Raw genomic sequence first — 20,227 nt, forward strand, 5'->3', positions numbered from 1 at the left:
TACTAAGGGCGGTTGATCTAATGATTTGTTTTTTCTAAGCGCTCGTCAGCCGTCAACGTTCTTGCTTCATTTTCAAGCATGACCGGAATATCGTCCCGCACGGGAAAAGCTAAGCCATCAAGTTTGCAGATTAATTCATTATTTTCCTGCTTATAAATCAGCTTACCTTGGCAAATAGGGCAAACCAGTAGAGCGAGTAGTTGCTTATCCATGATCTTTTCTCTTTAAAATATCGAGTAATTGGTGGTGTAGTTTCAAAATAATATCGGGATTTATTTCAGCTTCAACATCCAGAACCCAGTGCTTTTCACTGGCCCAGCGTTGACATTTAACCCCATCTTTGGCGGTCATCAATATTAATTGATCATCCGGTAAATCGTGGGCTGTAAATGAATGATGATCATCCAAAGGTCGGCGCTCAAAGCGAAATCCCATCCCATCTAGGGTCTGAAAGAAACGCTCAGGATGGCCAATGCCTGCAACCGCAATGGTTTTTTCTTTATGGGTATCAAAGGACGGCTGTTGAGCCGTAAACGTTTGCCCCGTTTTCAGATTACGCCAATAACGAGGCACCAGCGCCATCGGCTGCGCCTTGGCTTCACCAACCGCTAAGGCACGATCAGCGCCATTAGCGAGGACTAAATCAACCTGCTGCAAACGATCAGCGGATTCACGCAAAGGGCCAACGGGCAAGCAATGGCCATTACCCAGCCCACGTTTGGCATCCACAACCACCCATTCAATATCACGGGGTAGACTCAGATGCTGTAGGCCATCATCGCTAATAATCAAATTACAGGGTGTTTTTCCTGCAAAGGCCCCTTGAAAAAAAGCGGGAGTCAGCAGCGCCTCTGCTGCCCGAAAGCGATTCTGGTCAACCACCACAGGGCATTGTGTTTGCATCGCCAACATGACTGGTTCATCACCAACTAAAGCTGGGTCGCTTTCAACCGTTACGGCAACAGGGCTATCCCCTTTTTGCCCAGCCTGACCACCATAACCTCGGCTGATAATACCGGGGTGCCAGCCTAACCGTTTAAGCTCACGGCATAAAAGAGCAACAATGGGGGATTTACCCGTGCCTCCAACATTGATATTGCCAATCACTAAAACAGGAACAGGCAAAGACTGTTGTAATGCTTTTTTACGCGCCTGATCCCGCGCGGCTAATACGCGGTAAAGGATCTCAAGGGGCGCTAACAATAGGGGCCACTTAGCCCCGGTATACCACGCTCGCTCTAACGCCTTCATGATGAGGCATCAACATCGCTAAATTGCATGGCATGTAACTGGGCATAGGCACCTTGCTTCGCTAGCAAGGCTTTATGGCTACCAAATTCAACAATTTCACCTTGATCCATCACCATAATAACATCCGCATTCTCGATGGTTGATAACCGATGGGCAATCACAAACGTTGTGCGATTTTTCATCACCTCATCTAGCGCCTTTTGAATATAGCGTTCAGATTCTGTATCCAAGGCTGATGTTGCTTCATCCAGAATTAGAATTGGCGCATCTTTTAAGATCGCTCGGGCGATCGCCAAGCGTTGACGTTGGCCGCCGGACAACAACACACCATTATCACCCACTATTGTATCTAGCCCCTCAGGCAACTCGTTGATAAACGACATGGCATAGGCTGATTTCGCAGCCATTTCAACCTGCTCCCGAGTAACATTCGGCTGTCCGTAGGCAATATTGTTTGCCACGGTATCATTAAATAGCGTGACCTGCTGTGTCACCATGGAGATCTGGCGGCGAAGACTAGCCAACGTCACCTCACTCAGCCTATAACCATCAAAGTAGACCTCGCCTTCAACCGGCTCATAAAAACGAGGAATTAAGTTAATTAGCGTTGATTTACCGCTGCCCGAGCGCCCCACCACGGCAACCACTTGCCCAGCTTTCACCTCAATATTGATCGCTTTTAACACCGCTTTTTCAGTATTGGGGTAGTGGAAACTAACATTCTTAATACTGACATCACCCTTAATGCGTCCAAGCTCTTGCGTGCCATTGTCCGGTTCATCTTCTTTATCAAACTGCTCAAATAAGTCTTCCGAGGCGGTAACCCCCCGTTGAATATGGTTGTTCACTTCTGTGAGCTGTCGAATCGGTTTAGCGATCAAGGAAGCCGCTGTAATAAACGCGATAAACTCACCTGGGGTCATACCCTGCATAATGGTAGGATCAAGTGCCAACCAAACCAATGTACCCATAGCAAAGGCGACAATTAACTGCACAATCGGCGTGCTTAATGCTCGAGTTACGGCCATTTTTAAAAACTGTTTACGGTTCTGCTCACTGGCCTGATAAAAGCGCTTCCGTTCATGCTCTGTACCATCAAAACTACGAACAACGCGATATCCTGTGATCGCCTCCGAAGCCACATGAGTCACATCCCCCATAGAGCTTTGGATTTTGCGACTCACTTTACGAAAACGCTTACTGGCAATATTGACCACAAAGCCAATGAGCGGCGTCATCGCAATAAAAATCAAGGTTAAGCGCCAGTTGTTGTAAAAGAGATAGAGTAATAATCCAAAAACAAAAATACCCTCACGAATCACCACGGTTACCGCTTGGGAGGCCGCATTAGTCACCTGATCGATATTAAAGGTTAGTCGTGAAATGAGATGCCCTGAAGACTGAGCATCAAAATAGGAGACAGGCAAAGAGAGGTATTTATCAAACAGTTGGCAACGCAGTTTGTGTACAACCCCTCGCGCAACAATTTCCATAAAGTAAATACCCAGGAAACTACCAAAACCACGGGCCGCAAACGCTGCCACCATCAATGTTGGAAATAACCAGCGGAAGTCGGAATTTTTCTGCTCAATAGAGTCCACTAAGTATTTCATCAACTCCGCAAAGGCGGTGCTCGATGCGGCATAAATAATGTAACCAAAAATACTCAGAGCAAACGCCCAACTAAAAGGCTTAACGTATGTCAGTAAGCGAAAATACGAGCTTGTGGCGCTCTTACTTTGGCCGTCTTGGTCGACCAATTTAATATCAGACAAGAGTAACTACCTTACATTAATAAATCGAAAATACAGCTCACTTGCCACGCTCAACCGGAAAGTGATCACCGGCAATCGTTGACATTCATTCTGATCATATCAACTATGGCTCATAGCGCGTTTGAAAACTCACTTGAGTTAAACCGGCACCTGTCAGTGCATCTAAAACACGGGTTACTTGGCCATGCCTTGCACGCTCATCGGCAATAACAACAACGCGCTCTGGGGCGGTATGATCCTGTAAAAACTGAGTTAAAGTATCAGGGAGATTATCACTAGCCTCGCCATTCACCGAAATAGCGCCGTCTTCAGATACTTCAATCTGTAAAGGAGCTCTATCTCTAGCCTGTTCTCCGTGGAGCGCTTCAGGCAGCTGCAAGTCTAGTTCAGAGGTTTGATCGAACGTTGTTGAAACCATAAAAAAGATTAGCAGCAGAAACACCACATCAATCAGGGGCGTTAGGTTTAACGAAATAGGTTCGCAGGGGCGGCGTTGAAATTTCACTCGGATGACGCCTTTTTCTGTGCAACACCAGCTCTTTGTACAACCTGAGCAGCCTCAACCGGCCGTGTTTTTGTTTTCTGAGCACCTGCTTGTTGAGCTCTTAATTGCCGTTCTCTTAATCGCTGGTCCTGTGCTTGCTGGGAGGAAACTTGTGTCTGTTGAGGGGGCGTTTGAGCCTGTTGAGAAGACGCTTGCGCCTTGACTGTTGCACCAACATTTTGAACCCTCTTCGCCCGTTGACCAAAAAGCTCATCAACGAGTTTGATAGACTCTTGCTCCAGATGCACAACAATTTCTTGTACCTTGCGCTCAAAAAATCGATGGAACAACAGGGAAGGAATCGCAATAGATAAACCTGCCGCCGTTGTGACCAAAGCCTGAGAAATACCACCGGCTAAAGCAGGTGCTTGACCTGCCCCTTGCTCCATGATGACGGCAAAAACATCAATCATGCCTAAAACAGTCCCTAACAGACCTAGTAAAGGCGTAATCGCAGCAATAGAACCTAAAAGACTTAAGAAACGTTCTAGGTCATGCACAACCGCTGCGGAAGCTTCTTCGATCGACTCTTTCATTATTTGGCGGCTAAATTCTAAATTGCGCAATCCCGCTGCAAACAAAAAACCAAGAGGCGAATTTTGTTCCATTTCATAAAGTTGCGTTGATGATAGCGGCCCTGATAGCGCTTGCCGAATCACTTGCTGTCGTAATGTTTTAGGCGCGATACGCCCGCACCGCAGCACCCAGAAACGCTCTAAAATAATCGCGACAGCGGCGACGGAGGACGCCACAATGGGTAACATTAACCAGCCACCGGCAGAAAAAATAAAGTCCACGTTTTTTCCTTTGCTGAACAAGTGATCGCATAAAAATCTGGATCGCTAGTGTACACCATAGTTAAGCCTGCCTGAATGCAAAAGCAGCAGACGTCTACTTTTTTTCAAGGCTGCCATAGCCAGCGTAAAGGGATCTGCTCCCGTCGCCCTTCAATCAACCAAAAAGGTTTATGATGAGGTGCCGATGACAACGTTATAGCCCCCAAATCTGCCGTATTATATTCTTTAAACCGAATAGGACTTGCAGCAATCGATATGGTTCTTAAATAAGCCATCCGCTCAAGAACCTTTTTGGAAGGATGACCATAGCTGTTATTAAAGCCTGCGGAGTAAATAACACCTTCGGGATTAACCTCCGCCAAAAATGCCAAACTGTTGCCACTGGCACTGCCATGATGGCTTGCAATCAACCATTTGGCTTTAAGGTTCTGCCCAGAGTTCAGCAGCCACTGCTCCGCCTGCTGATCAATATCACCTGTCAATAACAGACTTTTCTCAGGGTGTCGTTTCGATTGCAGATGCAGCACACACGAATACTCATTATCAGAGCGCGGCACGCCGTCATGCCTTAGAAACGCTGGGGGATAAAGCACGCGAATACTGACCACACCCATTTGCCACTGCTGCCCTGCGGTACACAGCACTGTAGAGGCTTCAGCCTGATCAGGCTCATCAAGTATATCTACCGGTGCATCCGCAAGCCCACCCAATAGTACTGTCTGTCCGACAATAATCTGCCGAGCAAAAGGAGTAAGACTCTCTAAACCACCAGCATGATCATTATCGTTATGACTAATGACCAGATAATCAAGAACAGCCCCTTCCGACCTTAACAACGGAGGAAGCACCATTTCTATCGGCATAAAACCTGAACGAAACTTTGGCCCCGCATCGTAGACCAGTTGCTGATCACCACTTTTAACCCTAACCGACAGCCCTTGGCCGACATCAAAGACCTGCACCATAAAATTAGATTTAATGTCAGCCCCAAGATCTGTATCCGCAAGCTTAGCAGAGAAAAACAGAACCAGTACCGCCAATAACCAAGCTCCCCGAAAGGGCAATGCTGGCAACCCTAAAACCAAGGCCGTTAACAACAATGCCACACTGTTCGGTAGGTCAAGGGGCCAATAGCCCCAATTTAACCCAACACAAAGCTCCAACCACTGCCAAAAAACTTGCTCAAGTTGCTGCAGCCATTCAAGCGCAATTGGAAATGGCATCCATAAAAGTAAAAGTGCAAAAGGTAGAATAATCACCGAGACCAAAGGTATCGCCACAAGATTGGCTAGGCCTGAAACTAAATCAGGACTGTTAAGCCAGAAACTTTGCACTGGCAGCAAACCCAATAACAAGACTAGCTGGATGTGCAAAAACAGCGCCCTATGTCGCCCTCCAGACACTACGAATAACAATAGGGCCACCGCTAAAATACTGTAATAAAAACCGGGGCGAAGTAAATACAGCGGCTGGCTTAATAGCAAAAGCACAACAACCAACAACAAAATACGCCACGGCGATAACAAGATGCCAAAACCGCGTAGAGCAAGCACCGCTAGCGCCATCATTAAAGCACGGGATATTGCTACTCCAGAGGGCCAGATCCATAACATAGGCAAGAGTAAACATATAGGAGCCGTTAAGAGTAGTAGCCGATGCCAGCGCCGATCCAAAGGCGCCAGCCGAGGTAACAAAGACAAGAGTAACCAACCAGCCCCCAACAGCACGCCCAGATGTAAACCAGAAACCACCACCAGATGCACCGTGCCGGTTGTTTGCAGCAACGACCATTGGTGAGACGTAAGATCATCCGTTCTGCCGGTAAGCAGTGCTGTAACAAGGTTTGAAATTCCAGGGCCTAAAACTATAGAGCTTGAAGTTGCAGAATTTGAAACCCCAGCGCTTGAAGCTACGGGGCTTAACCCTTTAAGTACATCAACCCGTGCCGAGAAAGCACTGCGCCAATTTGAAAGCGCCCGGTAGAACCAAGGGGCTTGACTCAACCGCCGACTAAAAAGCTCATGGCGCACATAACCACGGCCTTTCACGCCCTTTGCTAGCTGCATCAAACGGTAGCGGCTTTGCCCTGGATTCATAAAGCCACGAACCGGATACAGGCGTACAACAAAATGCCATCGTTCACCAAGGTGCGCTAGACGGTCAGACTGATGTTTTTGTTCTGGTTGCTGTTCTGAGAGGTAGCGATTTAACACCACTTGTCCGTTAAAATGACAATTTTTTTGCTGATCGACCACAGACAAACAGTGATCAACACGAAATAATAGCTGTTGGCGCTCGGACTGTTGCTGTAAGACATCAACCACTACCCCTTGAACAGAAAGTTCTTGTCCTGCAAGGTGTTGCGGAAATAGCCCGTTAAATAAGACCGCTAGATACACGTTTGAGTAGAGATAGGCTAGAATCACTAACCCCATGGTGATGTGATGCTTTTTCAACAAAGCGACCGCAAGCGCTGCGAGAAAAAGAACTGCTTCTGCGGGTGGCCAGTCATAATCAAACAAGCCAGCTGCTAAGCCCAAAATAATAACAAGAAACCACATCGACCTGACCTCCTGTCTGGATGATGTTTTTTGACCGTTGATACGATTTGATCATTGAAACTATTTGATCATTGACACTAGAGACAAGGTCAAATATGTGGATAATGATCCGCTCTCAACAGGTGAACCTAAACATGCCAAGACGTATCATCAAGAAATATATGCCCGACCCCAAGAAGTTACAGCAACAAAAGTCTCTACGTTTTTTGGGTAAAATTCTTGAAGACCCAGGCTTACTACATCTTACTCGCCGCTCTGTTGCGACAGCCTTTATGGTCGGCATCTTTTGTGCTTTTATCCCAGTTCCGTTTCAAATGGTACTTGCCGCTGCTGGTGCGATGTTACTGCATTGTAATCTTCCGATCTCTATCGGCCTTGTCTGGATCACAAATCCGGTCACTATGCCGGTGATGTTTTACGGCACCTATTTGGTCGGTGCGTGGATACTAGGGGTCGAAGCTCAACCCATGCCGGATGAACTCACCTTAGAATGGTTGGGACAACTTCTTAATGATGCTTGGATACCGCTTTATTTAGGCTCTGTGGTAACCGGTATTGTTATGGGTGTTCTCAGCAATATCGGCATTCGCCTATTATGGCGCTGGCAGGTCAGCAAAAGCTGGAAAAAGCGTCAATTGCGTATTCCCAAACCCTTGCAGAAAATTGTTGATATCGCTACAGAAAAGTCAGACCAAGTTCTGAATCCAACCAAGTCAGCCGATACCGATGATACTAGCGCAACGCAACAGGACAGCCGCACAAAAAAACATGACGATGAGCCATAAGCTCATCATCATGTTTTTTAATAACAGAAGAAAACAAGGCTAAGACTACAAAACGGCTACAAAACATCATTAATGGAGATGCCAAGACCGATTCGATTGGTGTAATGGTCATAATCAGCCAAGGTATCTCCGTAGCCTGTTTTCACCAGCAAATAACCTTTATAACGCTCACCGGATAAAGGAAAACTCCAGCTAAACTGCATATTTCCTCGGGAAAAATCACTATCAAGATGATTACGCATTCTAAATGTCAGCACATGATTAGCTTTACTATAGGCCATATCCACTTCGCTTAAACCAACGAATTTTGTAATATCAGGATTATCATCATCCTCTGCTTGCTCTGGGATTCTAAACCAGCGCCTTACAGCAATCCCCCAGTCACCACTAGCAAATATCGCTTCGGCGAACACTCGGTTCCAGCTTCGAGAGAAACTACCACTTTGTCCATTGGATTGATGATTAAGCCCCAATAAAATACCTTCAAGGGTTAATTCATCAAAGATATCGTATTCTGTGCTAACGCCATAAATAAGCTCTGGCTCATAAGTTGTCTCGCGAAAGGGAGATGATTCCTGATACAACTGCCAGTGCGATTGCTGTGTATAGGCGATCATTAGCCCATCGTCTTCAAAGAAAAACTGAGAACCCAAGGGGAACTTAAGACTGATTTGAAACTGGGTTTCTACCGGCCCGTATTCAGAATCCCGATAACCAACCGACTTAGAATAACCACTGTAATAGCTCACCGGTAAAAAGTAATTAGCTTTATAGGGTAAAAAAGCCAACGGATTCTGTGCTAATTTAATCTCACGGGTAGCACGTTGTCTTAAGGCTGTTGGCGTACCAAAGACCGTTTTTGCCGTATCTTCCATTCTCTCGGCTAAGCTTTTTTCTGCTGGCTCTGTCTCAGGTTCCGAGCGAGCCAAAAGCTGTACATCTTGAACTTGAGGCTGAACCGAAGATTGAGGTTGAGACGGAGGCAATGACCAAGCGCCTTCCTCAGCAGCCTGAGATAAAGCCGCCCCTAAAAGACCTACCGTTATGCCTGTCATCAAAAAATATGATTTCAAAGGAATAGGCAACATTTAACCCTCTTTCTCAACCGCATTCACATAAATTGACTGCTCGACCAACTGCCCTTGATCCAAACGTAAAATCCGATCCATACGCTGCGCCAACGCCATATCATGGGTGACGGTGATAAAGCAGGTTTGATGCTCTCGACCAATATCCAGCATCAACTGATTCACCGACTCTGCCGTATTAGGATCAAGATTACCCGTAGGTTCATCCAGCAAGACACAGGCAGGCTCTGCAACCAAAGCCCTTGCGATGGCGACTCGCTGACGTTCACCGCCGGATAACTCTGACGGCTTATGATCAACCCGATGACCAAGACCCACACGCTCCAGCAGAGCCAACGCGCGCGGGGTAATCACTTTGCGTTTTTCACCCCGAATCAGCAGCGGCATCAGCACATTCTCCAACGCAGTAAATTCTGGCAAAAGATGGTGCAACTGATAAACAAAACCCAAGCTGCGATTACGAAACAACCCCAGCTCCGCATCAGAAAGTTTTGCCAGTGCCTTACCATCAATAACCACATCGCCAGAAGTTGGAGTATCCAAGCCTCCCAGCAGGTGCAATAACGTGGTTTTACCCGAACCGGAGCTACCGACAATAGCAATGCGCTCACCGCGGAAAGCCCGAAAATTTAACTGACTGAGGACCTGGACCTTCTCTGGGCCGTTGATATATTCCATCGTCAAATCCGTGCATTCTAAAACAGCGCTTTTTGATGATACGGAAGTAGCCGATTTTATAGTGGACTGTCCAGATATATTACTCATAGCGCAGAGCCTCCGCCGGTTGAATGCGAGACGCGCGCCACGCAGGGTAAAGAGTTGAAAGAAAGCTCATCACAAAAGCAGAACCGGTAATCACCGCCACATCATCCCAACGTAACTCCGATGGTAGGTAGCTAATAAAATAAACCGCACTGTCTAAAAACTGGATGCCGAATAGCTGCTCAACCCAAGCGACAAAGTCACTCACATTCAATGCAGCGATAATACCAAGCCCCGTGCCTATCAATGTACCGGTTAGCCCAATCACAACACCCTGCACCATAAAAATCCCCATAATGGTGGCTGGGGTGGCACCAAGAGTTCTTAAAATAGCAATATCACCTTGCTTATCGGTGACAACCATCACCAAGGTTGAAACAATATTGAAGGCAGCCACCGCGATCACAATCATCAATAGCAGGCCAATCATGCGCTTTTCCATCTGAATCGCCTGAAACAGGTTACCGTGGGTTCGTGTCCAGTCGCTGCCTCGCATATTCGCAGGAAGGTTTTGCAACTCATCCCAAACGACTTTTCGGGCATCAAACAGATCATCTAACTGTAAACGCAAGCCATGAATATCATCACCTAAGCGCATCAACGTCTGCATATCTTTAATATGAGCCACCGCTAAGCTGCTATCCAGATCTGCGCCAACACTAAAAAGCCCAACCACGGTAAAGCGTTTCATACGCGGGAAAACGCCAGCCGGAGTAATAGAGGCTTCTGGAATCATCAGTGTGACCTTATCCCCCACACCTACACCAATAAAACGCGCCAGCAGATCGCCCAAAATCACCCCAAATTCACCAGGGCGTAAATCGTCAAGCGTACCGGCGGTCATATGTTCATTAATAATAGACACACGACCTTCCATCTCTGGCATCACGCCATTGATCAAAGCACCACGGACATAGCCTTTATGGGTGAACATACCTTGAGCTTTCACATAAGGTACTGCGGCCTCAATCTTCACATTTTTCTCAAGCTTAGCCGCCACTTCAGGCCAGTTTTGAAAGCCGTTCTGAGAACTAATGGTCGCATGGGGCACCATTCCCAGAATGCGCTGGCGCAGTTCACGGTCAAAGCCGTTCATCACCGACAACACAAGAATCAGTACCGCAACGCCCAAGGTTAAACCCAGCATTGAGGTTAGAGAGATAAAAGAGATAAAGTGATTGCGCCGTTTAGCGCGGGTATAGCGTAAACCGATAAAAAAAGGAATCTTATCTAACATTTTGTCCGACTCTGGCTGTGACTCTGGCAAAATATTGAAGCTATGCCAGCATTCATATAAAGAAGATCTGATAACGGCCATCTTCTCGCTAACAGGCTGTTTTTTCTTGGGCTTATCATACGTCAAAGCCACGGCATTGGGCTAATTTTGCTATTTTTTCATCACCTTGTTACTACTTTTTTATAGCGTTATTACGATCGTTTAATCAACAAAGGAAATAGCACTGGACAAAGCCAGATACTCTGCTAAATTCCTGCCCAAAATGAGGTTAAAAGTGCGTCACCGGATCGATCAGACTCCTTAATATCAGGCAAGTTTCTAGTCACAGGTTATTTTGATCGTTTTCGATTCTAGCCCAGCACCAGACAAAACGCTCTTTTGCATTCCCTTATCTCTACTTTCGCATTCCCTTATTTATAAAGGTATCACCACCGATGAGTACCGCTTCAGTTAAGACAGAAACCAATACAGCCGATCCCCATCTGCTGCCAGAGTGGGCACCTCAAAGCGGTGTTATGCTGACGTGGCCCCACCCTAATAGCGACTGGGCGCCCTTTTTGACTCAGGTTGAGCCCGTTTTCCTACAGATTGCTGAAGCGATCGCCCATCATGAAAAAGTACTAATCACGGTCTCCAATGAGGCGAAAAAGCAGGCTATTCTCAGCCATTTTGCGGGGAAAAATCTAAGCCAACAACTGAGCATCTTCATCCAACAGAGCAATGATACTTGGGCGCGGGATCATGGCCCGATTACAGTCACCCATAATGATAAACCTCTATTGCTAGACTTTACCTTTAACGGCTGGGGTAATAAGTTTGATGCTAAACTGGATACCGCACTGAATGGCAAGCTTGCTACAGAAAATGCCTTTGCCTGCCCAATGGAAACCGTCGATCTGGTGCTGGAAGGTGGCAGTATTGAATCAGACGGCCACGGCACGCTATTAACCACTAGCGAGTGCTTACTAGCGTCAACCCGTAACCCGTCTATGGATAAAGCGGCCATCGAAGCGCTGCTATCGGAAAAGTTTGGCCTAAAACGCACCCTATGGCTCGATTACGGCTATCTGGCAGGCGACGACACCGATAGCCATGTGGATACCTTGGCACGCTTCTGTGACCCACACACTATCGCCTATGTTCAGTGTACGGATGAAAGTGACGAGCACTATCCCGCATTGAAAGCGATGGAAAATCAACTAAAAGCCTTTACCGATTATCAGGGCCAAGCCTATAAGCTGGTACCTCTGCCGATGGCCGAGCCTTGCTTTAGCGAAGAGGGCCACCGCCTGCCCGCCACTTATGCTAATTTCCTGATTATTAACGGCGCGGTACTGCTACCCATTTACGGTAATGAACAACTGGATCAGCAAGCCATTCAGCAAATAAAAATTGCTTTCCCAAACCATAAAATTATCGCCATCAACTGCCGCCCGATTGTTGAGCAGTACGGCAGCCTGCACTGCCTAACGATGCAGCTACCTGAAGGAGTTCTTGCCTAATGGCCAACCCAACAGACACATCAAAACGCAGCACCTCCTTAAAAGTCGGTCTGGTGCAGCAACATGCCTTTAACGATAAGGCCAAGAGTCTGTCGATCAGTGAACAAGGATTGCGTGAACTGGCTGCAGAAGGCTGCGAACTGGCGCTACTACAAGAGCTACACGCCACCCAATATTTTTGTCAGACTGAAGATACCAGCCTGTTTGATCTGGCGGAATCGATCAACGGCCCAACCAGTCAGCGTTTATCCGCACTGGCCGATGAACTCAACATGGTGATTGTTGGCTCTATTTTCGAAAAGCGGGCTCCGGGGCTTTATCACAATACTGCCGTGGTATTCGATAAAGATGGTTCACTGGCGGGCACGTATCGCAAAATGCATATTCCCGATGATCCCGGCTTCTATGAGAAATTCTATTTCACACCAGGGGATGCCACCTTTAATGATGGCCGCTCAGGTTTCAGCCCCATTGAAACCAGCGTAGGTAAACTAGGGGTTCTGATCTGCTGGGATCAGTGGTATCCCGAAGCCGCCCGCCTGATGGCGATGGCCGGTGCTGAGATTCTGCTCTACCCCACCGCTATCGGCTGGGATCCACGGGATGATGCCGCGGAACAAACCCGCCAACAAGATGCTTGGACGCTGATCCAGCGCGCCCATGCCGTCGCCAACGGCCTGCCAGTCATCGCCGCCAACCGTGTCGGCCACGAAACCGACCCAAGCGGTCAAAGTGAAGGTATTCAGTTCTGGGGCGGCAGCTTTATCGCAGGCCCACAGGGTGAACTACTGCAACACGCCGAAGAAGATGCCTGCGTACTCGTCGCCACCCTCGACAAACAGCGCACCGAAGACACCCGCCGTATCTGGCCGTATTTCCGCGACCGCCGGATTGATGCCTACGGGGATCTGACCAAACGGCACCTGACGCCTTAACCAGAGTGGCCAGACAATCTGGCCACTCTGTATCTGCCGCGACCGCCGGATTGATGCCTACGGGGATCTGACCAAACGGCATCTGACGCCTTAACCTCTGGGATTTAAAACCCCAAACCCGACTAGCTCCCACGCTCTGCGTGGTAGCTCACAGAATCTATGCATTCCCACGCGGAGCGTGGGAACGAGTCATAACCTATCGGGTTTAGGCTCTGCCAACAAAAACGCCCCTTGGAGTGACCCAAGGGGCGTTTTTGTTTGTCCGACTAGCTCCCATGCTCTGCGTGGTAGCTCTCAGAGTCTATGCATTCCCACGCGGAGCGTGGGAACGAGTCACAAATCAATCGTATCCCGAGCTTGGAATACCTGTCGTTAAAGGTGGGGGCTTAAACAACAAACTAATCCAGCTTACTTTGACCTTGCGAGAGACTATTAAATCTACAGCCGGATTTAAGGACTTACTAGCTCCCACGCTCCGCGTGGTAGCTTAATGTATCACCGCGTAAACGGTACCCAAAGAGTAAGGTATGGCGACTAGCCAAAAAAAATCGCACTACCGAGCACCTGGAATTCCTTTTAAGGGAATATGTCCTTCCATACTCCAGTTACGAATGATGCTGGAGCCGGTATTTCTAATCCGGTAGCGGTATTGACCTGTTGTCCTTGGGAAGAAGTTGCGGTTGAGGCTCCTTGCGCCACGGCTTGTACTCTTAGAAACCGGTACCCATAAACCTTGGCGTCGTTGCTCAATAATATGCTCTATAACACTGTTTGGGTTATTACCCGAAAGGTCTTTGAATTTAAAAGAAACCGCACCCAAGCAGGAAATCTTAAACGGCCCATACACGTTATCGAAAGACCCTGCGGCCACGCGAGATCCACTACTGGATACAGACATATTGGCGCAAACGGCGGCCTCAACTAGGTAGCTGGCACTCAGTAAAAAAAGGGTAGTCAATGAGATACATAGCTTTTTGATAGGTCACCTCCTGCTCAACCTCTTGTTCAAATAATCACTTACTGCCGCTATCCCATAAAAAGACGATAGGTAGTGGCAGTTATAGCATTAGCTTATCAAATCATCTTACCATCTTTGAAGACAAAGTCTGTTTTCTGTACATCAAATCCCGGCAGATCAGGGTTAAGTTCCCAGCTACCTTCAAGTTGAAAATCCGGCAGACTGCCTTGCTCAATAATAGATAACAGGGAGCGGCTGGCGTTATCCCATGAGAAGGTAACAGGAATTGCGATACGGGTTTCACTATTGCTCGGCAGCGGGGTTGTTTGATCCATCTTAATATCAAATGGCTTTAAGCCATTAATAACTAGCGCACCCTGTAGCTTGTTTAGATTTACACCAAAGATATTAGGATTATTAACCGGTAGTTCAACGTTAAGTCGAAAACCTTTTAGGTCGATACTGTCGAGGCTTATGCTCGGCATCTTAATTTCAGGTAGTTTGGGGGTAGGAACCGTTTGAGTCAGGGTAATGGGTTTAGACCATGTCATCCCTAAGGGGCCGTTCAGGGTTAGCTCTGTGCTGAATTGGTATTCCAGCTCATCTTTACTAAGCATATCCGGCAGTAGATTGATTAGATTGCTAATGCTGACTTTAAAGGGAAGATGTACATTAGCCTTGCCTGCGGGCTTGATATTTAAGCCACTGCTGTCACCTTGAATCAGCTTTTCACCTTCGACATTAATATCGTAGTTAAAATCAGCGAGTTTTATATCGATCAGATTAGGGTTATAGAGTTCGATATCCGCATCAAAATAAATATAATTAAAATCAATGTTACTGACTTTAATCTTATCTGATACGACTTCCGGTGCTTTTAGCGCACTTTCCATTAAGGGTGCAATCGAGGAGCAGCCCGCTAATACAGTGGATGCCAGCACCAGAAATAATAGCTTTCTAAGCGCGCGAAATGTAACCGTGGAAATCAAGGCAGCAGCCGACATATAACATCCTCCAATAGTGGTGGATCTATCATGCCATAATTCAGGCTAATTGAGTTAAGTCTGCTTGCCTTGATTAAGTAGGGTTATTTATTAATACATCATTCGCTAACGCGCTTTTCCAGCCGGTTTAAGAATTCTTGCATAATAATTTGATACAGCTCTTGTTTAAGCCAAGCATCTTCAACATCAGAATCTACATTGGGGTTGTCATTCACTTCAATAACATAGGCTTTATCGCCAGACTGTTTTAGGTCGATGCCGTATAGGCCATCGCCAATCAATCGACTGGCTTTTATCGCTGCGTCGATCACCGCTTTTGGCGCTTCGTAAGTCGGCAGAGTATCAAAGCCGCCGGACTCCACTTCACTACCGCCGTGGTTATAGATCTGCCAGTGATCTTTCACCATGTAGTAACGACAGGCGAAGATAGGCTTGTTGTTCAGCACGCCAATGCGCCAATCAAAGTCGGTGTACATAAATTCTTGCGCTAACAACAGTGCAGATTTTTGGCTTAGCTGCTTAGCTCCAGCGGCTAGTTCACCACGGTCGCTCACCTTAACGATGCCTTTAGAAAAAGCACCATCAGGAATTTTCAGTACCATGGGGAAACCCATCTCGTCCGCTAGCTTATCCAGCGCGGCTTTACTCTGGTTACTGATAATACGAGTTTTAGGTGCAGGCACCTTATTGACCGTCAATAGGTCTGATAAAAAGACCTTGTTGGTACAACGCAAAATAGACGTTGGATCATCCATCACGACCAAACCTTCACTTTCAGCTTTTTTGGCAAAGCGATAGGTGTGATGATCAATATTGGTGGTTTCTCGGATAAAGAGCGCGTCAAATTCAGCTAGGCGCATATAGTCTTTTTTAGTGATTAGCTCAGCATCAATACCTAAGCTTTCTGCCGCTTTAATAAAATTATTTAAAGCCACGGCATCACTGGGCGGCATCGCTTCATCAGGATTATGCAAAATGGCTAGATCAAAACGTGCGCCTCTTTTCGGCTTAGCCTTGCGCCACATTTTCCGGCTAAAACGGTCCAAAGCCTCGGCGAAATTCTGCTGCTCGGTCTCTGTCTTTAAGTCTTTCAGCGATAGAAAGCGAAGACTATCCAGTTGCCATACTTTACGTCGCACTAATGTCAACTCTAGTGCAGGTGCAGGAAAGCGCTCAAACAGATTCTTGGCGAGGGGTTTTAGGGCTTTGTGCTCGGTTTGACCAAAAAACACCCGAAGAGTTAGGTGATCGCCCTCTAGCAATTGGCTGTTTTTATCAGCAAGTTCAGCAAGGCCGTCCAACTGCATCAGGTAAAGCGCTTTACGCCCTAGGTCATTGATCGACTGCACCGCAGGCAACACGGTATGGCCGCGAGCTTCTGCCAGCAAAGAGCAGTAGTAACCACGACTTAGGTACTTATAGTGTCGACAAAGATTGATCACGCGGGTGCGCTCACGTTTTTTCACGGGCAGCGCTAGATACTCATCAAAAGTGATGACATCTTGACTCGGGTAATAGGGTTTCCAATCGTCTTTATTTTCAACCACGACGTAAAGAGTAGACATAGCACGGCTTCCTAGAATAATGGCTATGCATAGGGGCTTTTTAGTCCATAGGAAAGAGGCTCAAAAAGACCGCTGCAGTGTTGCGGATTCTGCGCCTGAATCTTGCCGCTTAGCAAGCTATTTTTATGCAAAAATAGCCGTAAAAATAGATGCTCAATATTTCGTGATAAAGCATCAAAAAAAGCTTGTCAGAGAAAAAATATCAGGCGTATTATCCATCAGCTGAACACCTAGACAGAAGACACAGAATGTTGCGTCCCTCTATTTGTGTTTCCGATTATGTTGCAGCGCCCAATACACAGTACTGCCTTGATAGCCTATCGCTTCCACGGCGCTTTATTGATCGATTGTTTTGTGTGAGGCGTGCCCCATGCCCCTGTTAAAAACACCTGTTGTGGCCGACGACTTCGTACTGCCCTTTGCTGAAGCACGCCGCCATTTTCGTAGTCTTGCCAGCACAGCCCTAGACACCCTTCCTGGCCAACTATTACATTTTGCTCACCCTGAGACCGGCCCCCAAGGCGAGGCCTTAAGCAGTGACTGGCTCTGGCTCGGCGAGAACTCAGCACCAGCGGTGTTAGTGATTATCTCAGGCACTCACGGTGTGGAAGGCTACGCCGGTTCTGGTCTACAGCGGCAGCTGTTATCTGATCTTGTGAATGTGCTGCAACAGAGGGCTGGACTTTCTGCTCTCATCATTCATACGTTAAACCCTTGGGGTTACGCATGGCAGCGGCGAGGCGACCATAACAATATCGACCTGAACCGGAATTTTGTTGATTTCAGCCAACTTTTACCGACCAATGCTGATTTTAACGACCTACATGCGGCATTAATGCTACCGGCAAGGGAGCGTTCACGCGCGCTAAATCAATGGCAGAAGCACCTAGGCAATAGACACTATGAGCAGACTGTCAGTGGCGGCCAATACCAAGAGGCATCAAGCTTGTTTTATGGCGGCCAAAAGCCCTCATGGAGCCAGCAGACCCTAGTCAGCGGTCTAAATATACTAAGCCTGAATCGCGCCAAACGCGTACTGGTGCTAGACCTTCATACTGGGCTTGGCCCCTATGGTTATGGTGAATTGATCAGTGATCACCCCTTTGGTAGCGCCGGTGATATTCGGGCGACCCAATGGTTTGGGGATCAGGTCTCACGCCCTGAGCTGGGTACATCAAGCTCGGTGCCAAAAACCGGATTAATGGATTATTACTTTCACCGTTTGTTGACTGACCGTGGCTGTTTTCTCACCTATGAGATGGGAACCTACGGCACTCAAGCGCTATTTGATGTTTTATGTGAAGAGCAAAGAATGTTTAACGCACTGGGTGGTGATCTGGGTGAGCAACACCCTGCCAGCCTTGCCCTAATGCGCCACTTTTGTCCTGATGATGTTCATTGGCAAGCGGCAGTTACGGCTCGATTACGTCAAGTGGTCGGTATCGGTATCGATCAGCTGCTAAAAGAGGTTCGAAAATAGATGGCTAAAGATTCGGCAATAACAATGGCAACACAGAAGAACCACCCGTCTATTGTACCGACAAAGGCCTGTAGCCAAGATCTCAATGCCTTAATCGCATTAGAGCAAGCGTGTTTTAGCAGCGACCGTTTGTCTCGTCGCAGTTTCCGCCATTTTTTGACCGCGCAGGCGAATGATAAAACCGAACCGCCAAGCTCATCACTTTGGTTACTGCGAGCCAATAACCAGTCCAATGCACCGATTATTGGCTATGGACTGCTATTGTTTCGGCGAGGTACTCGCTTGGCACGCCTGTACTCTCTTGCCATACATCCTGATTACCAAGGTCAAGGGCTGGCAGGTTTACTGTTAGATCACCTAGAACAAGAGGCTGAAAAGCTCAAGCTGGTTTTTCTGCGCCTAGAAGTGCGCCAAGATAATCAAGCGGCGATCCAATTGTATGAAAAGCGCAGCTACCGTCGCTTTGGTCAGATTAAAAGCTATTACGAAGATGGTGAACATGCGTTACGAATGGAAAAACGCTTGCTACGCAGCATAACCGCAACCCCGAAAAACCTGCCTTATTATCGGCAGAATACAGACTTTACCTGTGGGCCATCTGCACTATTAATGGCGATGCGGGCACTGGATGGCCAGGTAGCGATGAATCTTGATGAAGAGTTACAGATCTGGCGAGAAGCGACCACCATTTTTATGCTCTCAGGTCACGGAGGTTGCTCCCCCCACGGTTTAGCCCTAAGTGCTTGGCGCCGGGGCTTTAGTGTTGAGTTATATGTCAATACAGAGCAAACGCCTTTTATTGACTCGGTGCGGGATGATGCTAAAAAGCAGATTATGACCCAGGTACACCGGCGGTTTTTAGAGGAGATCGAACGCTCGGATATTCAACTGCATCACGAAGAGTTGAGCACCGATAAACTACAACAGCACTTGCAAGCTGGTGCCAGTATTATCAGCCTGATCAGTACATGGCGCTTTAACCGTAACAAAATCCCCCATTGGGTAACGCTGGTACGGGCGGATGATGCTTATATGTATTTAAGTGATCCTGAGCCCGATGATGATCGACTGCATACCGCTACGGACAATATTGCCGTCCCCGTATCCTTAGAGGACTTTAACGCCATGAACAGATATGGCCGTAACAAACTGCACTGCTCTTTGGTGCTCACCTTATAAGCCTATAAAGCTAAAGACAAAGCTAAATACGAGCAACCAAAAAAACTGATCGCAAAAAAACCCTGATCGGTGATCAGGGTTCTTTGTGTTCAACGAGCACTTATGCATAGACGAACTGATTGACATCCTCCCTCCACTAAATCAGACAAGCTGACTCTAGTGGGGGATTCCTACTCCTAGACGGCCATGCCCGACCGCGAGAATATTCTTAGCCGCGTTAACATCGCGGTCGTGCGTGACACCACACGCACTGCACGTCCATTCTCTTATTCCAAGCCCTGCGATACCCTTCGGCCTCGAATCTGGGCGTGAACCACAGTTCGAACAGGTTTGGGTGGTGTACGACTCGTTAACCTCTTTAAAAACAATGCCTGCGTGAGCGCATTTATAGTCCAGCATCGTTTTTAGCATGTGCCAGCCAGCATCTAATACTGACTTCGCCATCTTGGTTTTGGTTAATGAGGAAGATTTTACATTGCCCACGTAGATTTCACCGCAACGATTCACCAGCTCGTGGCTAAACTTGTGCAGGGCATCTTTGCGCCGGTTGGCAATTTTGGCGTGAATTGCCTTCACACGTTTTTTCTTTCTAGCTCGCTGGGCAACGGCCAGCTTAGGTTCCAGATTTCGATAGAACCGGCCAGCTTCAAGCTTTGAACCATCCGAACAGGTGGCGGTATCTTTAAGTCCCAGATCAATGCCGATACTTTCTTGACCGCTTGGGCGCTCCAACTCGGCATCCACCACGACGTTGAAATACCAGCGCCCTCGGGCATCCTCGTTGAACGAGCCTGCCCTGAACTT

18 protein-coding genes are annotated in these 20,227 nt (G+C 47.5%); 5 read left to right on the forward strand and 13 right to left on the reverse strand.

Annotated elements, in window-relative coordinates:
- Positions 1-17 precede the first annotated feature (17 nt).
- From G517_RS0101360 to G517_RS0101385, 6 genes are all read right to left on the reverse strand, one after another.
- On the reverse strand, positions 18-212 hold the full coding sequence (locus tag G517_RS0101360) for a Trm112 family protein (RefSeq protein ID WP_028302898.1): 195 nt from the start codon (positions 210-212) through the stop codon (positions 18-20).
- A complete protein-coding gene (gene lpxK, locus G517_RS0101365; protein WP_028302899.1) occupies positions 205-1,251 on the reverse strand; it encodes a tetraacyldisaccharide 4'-kinase in 1,047 nt (348 codons plus the stop codon). Before lpxK ends, G517_RS0101360 begins: the two co-directional genes overlap by 8 nt.
- Complete coding sequence (gene msbA / locus G517_RS0101370) at positions 1,248-3,026, reverse strand: lipid A export permease/ATP-binding protein MsbA (protein WP_245543162.1); 1,779 nt, start codon at positions 3,024-3,026, stop codon at positions 1,248-1,250. The genes lpxK and msbA overlap by 4 nt, the downstream gene beginning before the upstream one ends.
- Positions 3,027-3,129: 103 nt before the next feature.
- Entirely contained in the window at positions 3,130-3,531 is a 402-nt protein-coding gene (locus G517_RS0101375) for an ExbD/TolR family protein (protein ID WP_028302901.1), read from the reverse strand.
- On the reverse strand, positions 3,528-4,367 hold the full coding sequence (locus G517_RS17320) for a MotA/TolQ/ExbB proton channel family protein (protein ID WP_342662479.1): 840 nt from the start codon (positions 4,365-4,367) through the stop codon (positions 3,528-3,530). Before G517_RS17320 ends, G517_RS0101375 begins: the two co-directional genes overlap by 4 nt.
- Before the next feature lie 104 nt (positions 4,368-4,471).
- The gene (locus G517_RS0101385) at positions 4,472-6,928 is read right to left on the reverse strand and encodes a DNA internalization-related competence protein ComEC/Rec2 (protein ID WP_028302902.1); all 2,457 of its coding nucleotides are present in this window, start codon (positions 6,926-6,928) and stop codon (positions 4,472-4,474) included.
- A gap of 134 nt (positions 6,929-7,062) precedes the next feature.
- Between G517_RS0101385 and G517_RS17325 the strand changes: the two genes are divergently transcribed.
- A complete protein-coding gene (locus G517_RS17325) occupies positions 7,063-7,713 on the forward strand; it encodes a DUF2062 domain-containing protein (RefSeq protein ID WP_084632011.1) in 651 nt (216 codons plus the stop codon).
- A 56-nt stretch (positions 7,714-7,769) separates the two neighbouring features.
- Here the strand turns inward: G517_RS17325 and G517_RS17330 are convergent, their stop codons facing one another.
- From G517_RS17330 to G517_RS0101405, 3 genes are read right to left on the reverse strand one after another with little or no spacing between them, the layout of a single operon-like run.
- Positions 7,770-8,801: a phospholipase A gene (locus tag G517_RS17330; RefSeq protein WP_051205831.1), complete on the reverse strand. Its 1,032-nt coding sequence runs from the start codon at positions 8,799-8,801 to the stop codon at positions 7,770-7,772.
- Positions 8,802-9,566, reverse strand: a complete 765-nt coding sequence (lolD, locus tag G517_RS0101400) for a lipoprotein-releasing ABC transporter ATP-binding protein LolD (RefSeq protein ID WP_051205833.1) — start codon at positions 9,564-9,566, stop codon at positions 8,802-8,804.
- On the reverse strand, positions 9,559-10,800 hold the full coding sequence (locus G517_RS0101405; RefSeq protein WP_028302904.1) for a lipoprotein-releasing ABC transporter permease subunit: 1,242 nt from the start codon (positions 10,798-10,800) through the stop codon (positions 9,559-9,561). The genes lolD and G517_RS0101405 overlap by 8 nt, the downstream gene beginning before the upstream one ends.
- A 434-nt stretch (positions 10,801-11,234) precedes the next feature.
- Here G517_RS0101405 and G517_RS0101410 point away from each other — a divergent pair, with 434 nt between their 5' ends.
- Both G517_RS0101410 and G517_RS0101415 read left to right on the forward strand, forming a co-directional pair.
- On the forward strand, positions 11,235-12,302 hold the full coding sequence (locus G517_RS0101410; protein ID WP_051205835.1) for an agmatine deiminase family protein: 1,068 nt from the start codon (positions 11,235-11,237) through the stop codon (positions 12,300-12,302).
- Complete coding sequence (locus tag G517_RS0101415) at positions 12,302-13,237, forward strand: carbon-nitrogen hydrolase (RefSeq protein ID WP_028302906.1); 936 nt, start codon at positions 12,302-12,304, stop codon at positions 13,235-13,237. The genes G517_RS0101410 and G517_RS0101415 overlap by 1 nt, the downstream gene beginning before the upstream one ends.
- Positions 13,238-13,790: 553 nt before the next feature.
- On the opposite strand, the gene G517_RS20650 is transcribed toward G517_RS0101415, so the two are convergent.
- The 3 genes from G517_RS20650 to G517_RS0101430 all read right to left on the reverse strand — a co-directional run bounded on the left by G517_RS20650 (position 13,791) and on the right by G517_RS0101430 (position 16,764).
- Positions 13,791-14,195 (reverse strand): hypothetical protein, encoded by a 405-nt coding sequence (locus G517_RS20650; RefSeq protein WP_157833124.1) that lies wholly within the window; start codon positions 14,193-14,195, stop codon positions 13,791-13,793.
- 116 nt (positions 14,196-14,311) lie between these two features.
- Complete coding sequence (locus G517_RS0101425) at positions 14,312-15,199, reverse strand: LEA/WHy family protein (protein ID WP_028302908.1); 888 nt, start codon at positions 15,197-15,199, stop codon at positions 14,312-14,314.
- 98 nt (positions 15,200-15,297) lie between these two features.
- The gene (locus tag G517_RS0101430; RefSeq protein ID WP_028302909.1) at positions 15,298-16,764 is read right to left on the reverse strand and encodes a RimK family protein; all 1,467 of its coding nucleotides are present in this window, start codon (positions 16,762-16,764) and stop codon (positions 15,298-15,300) included.
- Positions 16,765-17,134: 370 nt separating this feature from the next.
- Here G517_RS0101430 and G517_RS17335 point away from each other — a divergent pair, with 370 nt between their 5' ends.
- A complete protein-coding gene (locus tag G517_RS17335) occupies positions 17,135-18,244 on the forward strand; it encodes a DUF2817 domain-containing protein (protein WP_051205837.1) in 1,110 nt (369 codons plus the stop codon).
- On the forward strand, positions 18,245-19,423 hold the full coding sequence (locus G517_RS0101445) for a GNAT family N-acetyltransferase/peptidase C39 family protein (RefSeq protein WP_084632012.1): 1,179 nt from the start codon (positions 18,245-18,247) through the stop codon (positions 19,421-19,423).
- Positions 19,424-19,579: 156 nt separating this feature from the next.
- On the opposite strand, the gene G517_RS0101450 is transcribed toward G517_RS0101445, so the two are convergent.
- A partial coding sequence (locus tag G517_RS0101450) for an RNA-guided endonuclease InsQ/TnpB family protein (protein WP_028302912.1) occupies positions 19,580-20,227 on the reverse strand: 648 nt, incomplete at its 5' end.

This window comes from Oceanospirillum maris DSM 6286 (assembly GCF_000422865.1).
Taxonomy (GTDB): Bacteria; Pseudomonadota; Gammaproteobacteria; order Pseudomonadales; family Halomonadaceae; genus Oceanospirillum; species Oceanospirillum maris.